Source organism: Variovorax sp. P1_H2 (genome assembly GCF_056405295.1).
Window position 1 is genome coordinate 1 of sequence record NZ_JBFUCJ010000192.1, and the last position, 7092, is coordinate 7092.

8 protein-coding genes are annotated in these 7092 nt (G+C 69.9%); 7 read left to right on the top strand and 1 reads right to left on the bottom strand.

Translation table 11 applies throughout. From position 1 onward, the window contains the following. Positions 1–8: 8 nt before the first annotated feature. Positions 9–257, top strand: coding sequence for a GlsB/YeaQ/YmgE family stress response membrane protein (locus AC1D2E_RS33915; RefSeq protein ID WP_478201483.1), 249 nt, complete (start codon positions 9–11; stop codon positions 255–257). A 19-nt stretch (positions 258–276) separates the two neighbouring features. Then, entirely contained in the window at positions 277–618 is a 342-nt protein-coding gene (locus tag AC1D2E_RS33920; RefSeq protein WP_286371914.1) for a hypothetical protein, read from the top strand. A 6-nt stretch (positions 619–624) separates the two neighbouring features. On the opposite strand, the gene AC1D2E_RS33925 is transcribed toward AC1D2E_RS33920, so the two are convergent. Continuing rightward, a complete protein-coding gene (locus tag AC1D2E_RS33925; protein WP_478201477.1) occupies positions 625–1164 on the bottom strand; it encodes a MarR family transcriptional regulator in 540 nt (179 codons plus the stop codon). 239 nt (positions 1165–1403) lie between these two features. On the opposite strand from AC1D2E_RS33925, the gene AC1D2E_RS33930 reads away from it, so the two are divergent. The 5 genes from AC1D2E_RS33930 to AC1D2E_RS33950 all read left to right on the top strand — a co-directional run bounded on the left by AC1D2E_RS33930 (position 1404) and on the right by AC1D2E_RS33950 (position 7003). Continuing rightward, the gene (locus AC1D2E_RS33930) at positions 1404–2393 is read left to right on the top strand and encodes a Bug family tripartite tricarboxylate transporter substrate binding protein (RefSeq protein ID WP_478201478.1); all 990 of its coding nucleotides are present in this window, start codon (positions 1404–1406) and stop codon (positions 2391–2393) included. 226 nt (positions 2394–2619) lie between these two features. Beyond that, the gene (locus tag AC1D2E_RS33935; RefSeq protein ID WP_478201479.1) at positions 2620–4878 is read left to right on the top strand and encodes a xanthine dehydrogenase family protein molybdopterin-binding subunit; all 2259 of its coding nucleotides are present in this window, start codon (positions 2620–2622) and stop codon (positions 4876–4878) included. Continuing rightward, entirely contained in the window at positions 4871–5749 is an 879-nt protein-coding gene (locus AC1D2E_RS33940; RefSeq protein ID WP_478201480.1) for an FAD binding domain-containing protein, read from the top strand. Before AC1D2E_RS33935 ends, AC1D2E_RS33940 begins: the two co-directional genes overlap by 8 nt. Further along, on the top strand, positions 5746–6222 hold the full coding sequence (locus AC1D2E_RS33945; protein WP_478201481.1) for a (2Fe-2S)-binding protein: 477 nt from the start codon (positions 5746–5748) through the stop codon (positions 6220–6222). The genes AC1D2E_RS33940 and AC1D2E_RS33945 overlap by 4 nt, the downstream gene beginning before the upstream one ends. After that, positions 6212–7003 carry a CoxG family protein gene (locus tag AC1D2E_RS33950; protein ID WP_478201482.1) on the top strand — a complete coding sequence of 264 codons (792 nt, stop codon included), beginning with the start codon at positions 6212–6214 and terminating at the stop codon, positions 7001–7003. Before AC1D2E_RS33945 ends, AC1D2E_RS33950 begins: the two co-directional genes overlap by 11 nt. Positions 7004–7092 lie beyond the last annotated feature (89 nt).

Below are 7092 nucleotides of genomic sequence, written 5' to 3' on the forward strand. Positions count from 1 at the left end.
GGATCCGCATGAGCATCGTCTGGACCATTCTGATCGGCTTCGTCGCGGGCCTGGTGGCACGCGCGATCAAGCCCGGCGACGACTCGGCCGGTTTCATCGTCACCACCCTGATCGGCATCGCCGGCTCGCTGATCGCGACCTACGTCGGCCAGGCCATGGGCTGGTACACGGCGGGCCAGGGCGCCGGCTTTATCGCCTCGGTGGTCGGCGCCATCGTGCTGCTGTTCCTCTACGGCCTGGTCAAGCGCAAGGGCTGACCCTGCGCAGGGCGCGCGCATGCCGGTCCGCAAGGCGCGCAGCCGCCACCACCACCACGTCTACGTGGTCGAACTCGATGACCGGGTCTGGAACGTGGCGCGCTTCCGGCGCGCCAACCCCGACTACCGCCTCGGCATGCCCTTCGTCTATGTCGGCATGACCGGGCTCGATCCCGATGTGCGCTTCGACAAGCACAAGGCCGGCATCCAGGCCAACGGCTTCGTGCGCGACCACGGCCTGCGGCTGCTGCCGGCGCTGTACGCGATGTACAACCCGATGCCCTACGAGGCCGCGCGCGAGATGGAGGTCGAGCTCGGCATCGCGTTGCGCGAGGCCGGCTACGGAGTCTGGCAAGCCTGAGCGCGTTCAGGGCCCGGCAGATGCCTCGCCAATGCGGCGCAGCGTCTTGAGGGCACGGTAGACCACCACCCGGTCTTCCGGACTGAGCTGGCGGATCACGGCCGCCTGCCGTTGCCGCGCCAGCGGGATGATCTGCTCGTAGAGGGCCTGCCCGAGCGGGCTGATCCGGCAGGTCTGCCATTTGCGCGTGCCTTGCTGTTCGGCGTGCAGCGACAGCAGTCCGCGGCCCTCGAGCAGGCGCAGCGTCCGGCTGACCTGTGCCTTGTCGGCCGCGGCGCGCACCACCAGCTCCATGAAGGGCAGTTGCCGCGCCTCGGCCAGCACCGACAGCATGCGCCACTCGGACACCGTCAGGCCGGCCTGCTCGGCGTAGGGCACGGTGATCGCGCGCCGCAGCGCATTGCTGGCGTGACTCAACATGGTGGTCAGGAAGTCGTCGATCGCCAGGTTGGCGCCGCTTTCCTCGAGCCCCTCCCAGGGCGACTCGGCGCTCTCGCGCCCGGCGGCAGGCAAGGGCAGGGTGTCTTCTTCTTTGGTGGGGTCCATGGTCATGGCGGGCGCAGGCGCACGCGGCAAGGTCGACGGGCGAATCGTCTCATTGAATGCGGGATAGGGCGGGTCCACTGCATGTTGGTTGATTTGTCAATAAGCCATTGTGCCAAGTTGATTAGTCAACCAAAATTGCAAAAAATACAGACTGGCGTTTCGTTAATGGACAAATGTTTCGCATATGAAACGTCAAATCTGCATTCCCGCCCTCAACGCCCCTCGATGGAGCCCCTCCGATGAAATCCGACCGCCGACTGTTCGTCACTGCCGCCATCGCAGGCGTCCTCAGCATGTCCTTGGGCGCGGTGCAGGCCGAGACCGCCGCCTACCCGTCCAAGCCGATCACCGTGGTGGTCTCCTACCCGCCGGGCGGCGACACCGACGCCATCGCGCGTTTGTTCGGCGACAGGCTGTCGCAGCGCCTGAAGCAGCCGGTGATCATCGAGAACAAGCCGGGCGCCGGCGGCGCGCTGGGCAACAACTACGTCGGCCGGGCGCCGGCAGACGGCTATACGCTGCTGTTCACGCCCAACCCGTTCACCACCGCGCCGCTGGTGATGAAGCTGTCGCCGAGCGCGGGCTACGACGTGCTGCACGGCTTCGAGCCGATCATCAAGACGGCGGTGCAGCCGCTGGTGCTGGTCGCGAATCCGGCCGCCGGCGTGAAGTCGGTCCCCGAGATGGTCCAGAGCGCGAAGGGCGGCAAGGCGCTCAGCTACGCCAGCCCCGGCGCCGGCTCGCCGATGCACATCCTCGGCGAATGGCTCAACCGCGAGGCCGGCGTCAAGATCACCCACGTGCCCTACCGCGGCGTCGGCCCTTCGGTGACCGACGTGGTCGCGGGTCACGTCGACACCGCCTGGGTCACGTTCGGGCCGGTGACGCAATACATCCAGCAGGGCCGGCTGGTGCCGCTGGCGATCGGCGACGCCCAGCGCTCGAAGCTGGCGCCCAGCGTGCCGACGCTGGTGGAGGCCGGCTACAAGGACGTGGTGGTCGGCGCCTGGAACGGCTTCTTCGCCCCGAAGGGCACGCCGGCCGAAGTGGTGAAGCTGCTCAACACGCAGTTCAACGAGATCCTCAAGTCGCCCGAAGTGGTCGAGAAACTCGCTACCTTCGGCGCGCTGCCGGTGGGCGGCGCGCCGGAACTGCTCGGCACGACCAACGCCTCCGACTACGAGGTGATGGGCAAGGTGATCCGCGACCTGGGCGTGTCGGCCGAATAGGCCGGCGAGCGAACGCATGACAGCCGGAACGACTCAGACCGACGCCGGGCCGCCCCAAGGCGGTCTGCGCCCCCTCGGGGGGCAGCGACCCACACGCAGTGGGGGAGCGTGGGGGCCTCAGACCGACGCCGGGCCGCCCCAAGGCGGTCTGCGCCCCCTCGGGGGGCAGCGACCCACACGCAGTGGGGGAGCGTGGGGGCCTGCCCATTCGACCCTGGGGCAGGACGTGCCGCAGGTCACTGCGCGCGCCAAGGTGCTGGGGCGCGCGCAGTACGCCGGCGATCTCAAGGTCGCCGGCATGCTGCATGGCGCGGTGCTGCGCAGTCCCTACCCGCACGCGCGCATCGCCGCCATCGACACTTCGGCGGCGCTGGCGCTGCCGGGCGTGAAGGCGGTGCTGACCGGTGCCGCCGCGCCGCGCGCGATGTGGGGTGTGCATCACAAGGAGCGCCGCATCCTGGCCGAGGGCGTGGTGCGCTTCGCCGGCGAGGAGGTGGCCGCGGTGGCCGCCGCGAGCGAAGAGATCGCGCGCGACGCGCTCGACCGCATCCAGGTCGAGTACAAGGAGCTGCCCGCGATCCTGACGCCCGAGGAGGCGCTCGACGAGGAAGCGCCGGGCGTGCATCCGGGGCGCAACAACGTCTCGCACGAGATCCGCTTCGAGCGCGGCGACGCCGATGCCGGCTTCGCCTCGGCCGACTTGGTGCACGAGGCCACGTACAGCACGCACGCGCAGTACCCCGGCTACCTGGAGCCGATGGCCACGGTCGCGGCACTCGAGCCCGACGGCCGGCTGGTGGTCTGGACCTCGACCCAGTCGGTGACGCAGGCGCGGCTGCGGCTGGCGGCGGCACTCGAGATGCCGATCTCGCGCATCCGGGTGCACCAGGCGACCACCGGCGGCGGCTTCGGCGGCAAGCTGGTCGAAGACGCGAACAACCTGATCGCCGGGCTGCTGACGCTCAAGACCGGCAAGCCGGTGCGGCTGGTCAACAACCGGCTCGAGGACTTTCTTGCGGCGCCCTCCAGCGTGCCGGAGCGCATCACGCTCAAGCTCGGCATGACCCGCGCCGGGCTGATCGTCGCGAAAGAGGTTCGCATCGTGGCCGACTGCGGCGCCTACAGCGGCCTCGCGGCCGAGGTCATGCACGTGAGCGCGATGCGCAGCGACAACATGCACCGCAACCCGAACGTGCGCTCGCACGCCACGCTGGTCTACACCCACACGCCGCCGCACGGCGCCTTCCGCGGTTTCGGCGGCTCGCAGATGCTGTTCGCGCTCAACAGCCACATCCACACGATGGCCGAGCAGTTGGGGCTCGATCCGGTCGCGATCCACAAGCTCAATGCGATCGGTGCCGGCGAGACCTCGATCCATGGCTGGCAGATCGGCAGCACCGGCCTCGAGGAATGCATCGACCAGGCGATCGATGCCATCGACTGGAAAAACAAGCGCGCGGCAGCCAAGTCCACCGGGGCCCGGCGCCGCGGCGTCGGCATGGCCGCGGCGATGCACGTCAGCGGCAACCGCACCATCGGCAACTGGGACGGTTCGACGGTGGTCGTCAAGGTCAACGAAGATGGCCGGGTCTTCATCCACAGCGGCGAAGCCGACGTGGGCCAGGGCGCGATGACGATGCTGAGCCAGGTGGTGGCGCACGAACTCGACATTCCGCTGGCCCACACGCACGTGGTGCCGCCCGACACCGACACCTCGCCGATCGCGATCGGTTCGCTGGCCTCGCGCGTCACCATCGCCGGCGGCAACGCGGCGATCGTGGCCGCGCGCATGGCGCGCGACAAACTCGTCGCGCTGGCCGCGACCCGGCTCGAACTGCCCGCCGAGCAGCTCGAATGCGCCGGTGGCGCGGTGCGCGTCATTGCCGAACCGGCGCGTTGCTGCACCCTGGCCGAACTGGCGCGCCTGCATGTCTGGCGCCACGGCGGCGAAGGCCTGCAGGTCAGCGGCAGCTGGGACGCCCGCACGCAGATGCACGACGACCAGGTCTACGGCAACATCGCGCCGGCCTACTCCTTCGCGGCCCAGGCGGTCGAGGTCGAGGTCGACACCGAGACCGGCCAGGTCACGGTCGTCGACAGCTTCGTCTCCGACGACTGCGGCAAGGCGCTGAACCCGCTGGCGATCCACGGCCAGACCCACGGCGCCACCGTGCAGGCGATCGGCTGGGCGCTCTACGAGCATCTCCAGCTCGAGGGCGGCCGCATCGCCAACGGCAACTTCGCCGACTACACGATGGCCACCATCGACGCCGTGCCGATGCTGCGCGGCGGCATCGTCGAGTCGAACGATCCGAACGGCCCCTACGGTGCCAAGGGCGCCAGCGAGACCGCGATCCTGCCCGGCGCGCCGGCGATCGCCAACGCTGTGTACGACGCCGTCGGCGTGCGCATCCACGACCTGCCGATCACGCCCGAGAAGGTGCTCGCAGGCCTGCGCGAACTGCAAGGAGCGCGTGATGCGTGATTTCGATTTCCTGCAACCGGCTTCGGTCGACGAAGCCAGCCGCATGCTGGCCGACCTCGGCGACGACTGCCGCGTGATGGCCGGCGGCAGCGCGCTCATGCTGGCGATGCGCCAGCGCATGCTGACGCCGACCCACATCGTCTCGATCGCGAGGCTGGAGGCGTTGCGCGGCATTTCCTTCGATGCGCGCGAAGGCCTGCGCATCGGCGCCCTGTCGCGCCACTGCGACGTCGCGCGCTCGCCGCTGGTGCAGCGGCACTACCCGATGCTGGCCGCGATGGCGGCGCAGGTGGCGAACCCGCAGGTGCGCCACCAGGGCACGATCGGCGGCAACCTCTGCTATGCCGACCCGGCCACCGATCCGCCGAGCTGCCTGATGGCGCTCGACGCCCGGGTCACGCTGGGCAGTTCGCGCGGCGAGCGGGTGCTCGGCATGGAAGAGTTCCTGGTCGACTACTACGTCACGGCCATCGCGCCCGACGAGGTGGTGCTCGACATCCGCGTGCCCACGCCGCCGACCGATGCCGCCGGCCGCTACACCCGCTTCCGGCGCACCGCGGCCGAGCACCGGCCGCTGGTCAACGTCGCGCTGTCGGTGCGCCGCAGCGGCGCCCGCTGCCATGAAGCCCGGCTGGTGGTCGGCGCCTCGACGCCGATCCCGGCCCGCGTGGCGCGGGCCGAAGCTTTCCTGGCCGGCAAGACCGTGAACGCCGAGGTGGCGGCCGAGGCCGCCGACATCGCCAGCGCGGACATCCTCGCGGTGTCGGATTCGCGCGGCGACGAGGCCTATCGCCGCGACATGGTGCGGGTGGTGGCCCGGCGCACCATCGCCCAGCTGTTCGACCTGGCCATCGACGGAGACAAGCAATGAGCAAACATCGGATCGCGGTGACCGTCAACGGCGAAGCGCAAACCATGGAGGTGCCGGCGCGGCGCCTGCTGTCGGACTTTCTGCGCGACGACCTGCACCTCACGGGCACCAAGCGCGGCTGCGAGACCGGCACCTGTGGCGCCTGCTCGGTGATCGTCGATGGCGAGGTGCTCAAGTCCTGCCTGTCGCTGGCGGTGCAGGCCGACGGCTGCCGCATCACGACGGTCGAGGGCCTCGCCAATGGCGACGCCCTGCACCCGCTGCAGCAGAGCTTCATGCAATGCGGCGGCCTGCAATGCGGCTACTGCACCCCCGGATTCCTGATGGCCTCGTGCGCGATGCTGGCCCGGAACCCTGACCCGACGGTGGACGAAGTGCGCCACGGCCTCAGCGGCAACCTGTGCCGCTGCACCGGCTACACGCAGATCGTCGAGTCCGTCATCAACGCCGCGGAGAAGATGCGTGGAAATTGAAAAAACGATGACGGTCGCCGCGCCCGCGGCCCAGGTCTGGCAGATGCTGCTCGATCCCAACGTGATGGGCAGCTGCGTGCCCGGCATGCAGTCGATCGAGGTGGTCAGCGACGTCGAGTACATCGCCCGGATCCACGTCAAGATCTCCTTCATCAGCGCCAAATTCAAACTCCGCACGACCATCGTCGAGCAGCGGGCGCCGCACTACCTGCGCTGCGAGGGCACCGGCGAGGACGCCTCGGTCGCCAGCTCGCTGAAGCAGCAGAGCGAACTCTTCCTGGCCGAACTGCCCGACGGGCGGACCGAGCTGCGCATGAAGGTCAAGGTCGACGTGCTCGGGCGGCTCGGCAGCTTCGGGCTCAGCGTCATGAAGACCAAGGCCGACCGGATGTGGGAGGAGTTCGGCCAGAACCTGGTGGCGCGGCTGGAAGGCGGCCCGGTGGCCGCTGCGCCTGCGCGGCCGGTCCCTGCCGCTGCACCGGCGCGCCAGGCTGCGGCGGCCGCCGTCGCGGCGGCACCCGCAGTGCCCACCGCGCCGGCACCTGTATCCGCGCCGGATTCGGCACCCCTCCCGACGCCACTCGCGCCGCGCGCTGCGACGGCACCGACCCTGCACCTGGCACCGCCCCGCGGCTGGTGGTCGCGCCTGGTCAACGGCCGCACCGCGGACGGCCGCCACATCCACGTGGAACTGCGGCGCGGCGACATCGCGCTCAAGGTCGACTGGCCGGTCGAAGCCTCGGCCGACTGTGCCGCCTGGCTGCGCGAGCTGGCGAAGTAGCCGCCGGCACCCCGCCCGCGCAGGGGGTCAGGAATAGGTGATCCAGCCTTCGTACGCCGGGCCGTCGAGGTGCGGCAGCGTGTTGTAGG

Coding starts and splice junctions, on each gene's coding strand:
- AC1D2E_RS33915 (WP_478201483.1), top strand. CDS start 9: ATGAGCATCGTCTGGACCATTCTGATCGGCTTCGTCGCGGGCCTGGTG.
- AC1D2E_RS33920 (WP_286371914.1), top strand. CDS start 277: ATGCCGGTCCGCAAGGCGCGCAGCCGCCACCACCACCACGTCTACGTG.
- AC1D2E_RS33925 (WP_478201477.1), bottom strand. CDS start 1,164: ATGGACCCCACCAAAGAAGAAGACACCCTGCCCTTGCCTGCCGCCGGG.
- AC1D2E_RS33930 (WP_478201478.1), top strand. CDS start 1,404: ATGAAATCCGACCGCCGACTGTTCGTCACTGCCGCCATCGCAGGCGTC.
- AC1D2E_RS33940 (WP_478201480.1), top strand. CDS start 4,871: ATGCGTGATTTCGATTTCCTGCAACCGGCTTCGGTCGACGAAGCCAGC.
- AC1D2E_RS33945 (WP_478201481.1), top strand. CDS start 5,746: ATGAGCAAACATCGGATCGCGGTGACCGTCAACGGCGAAGCGCAAACC.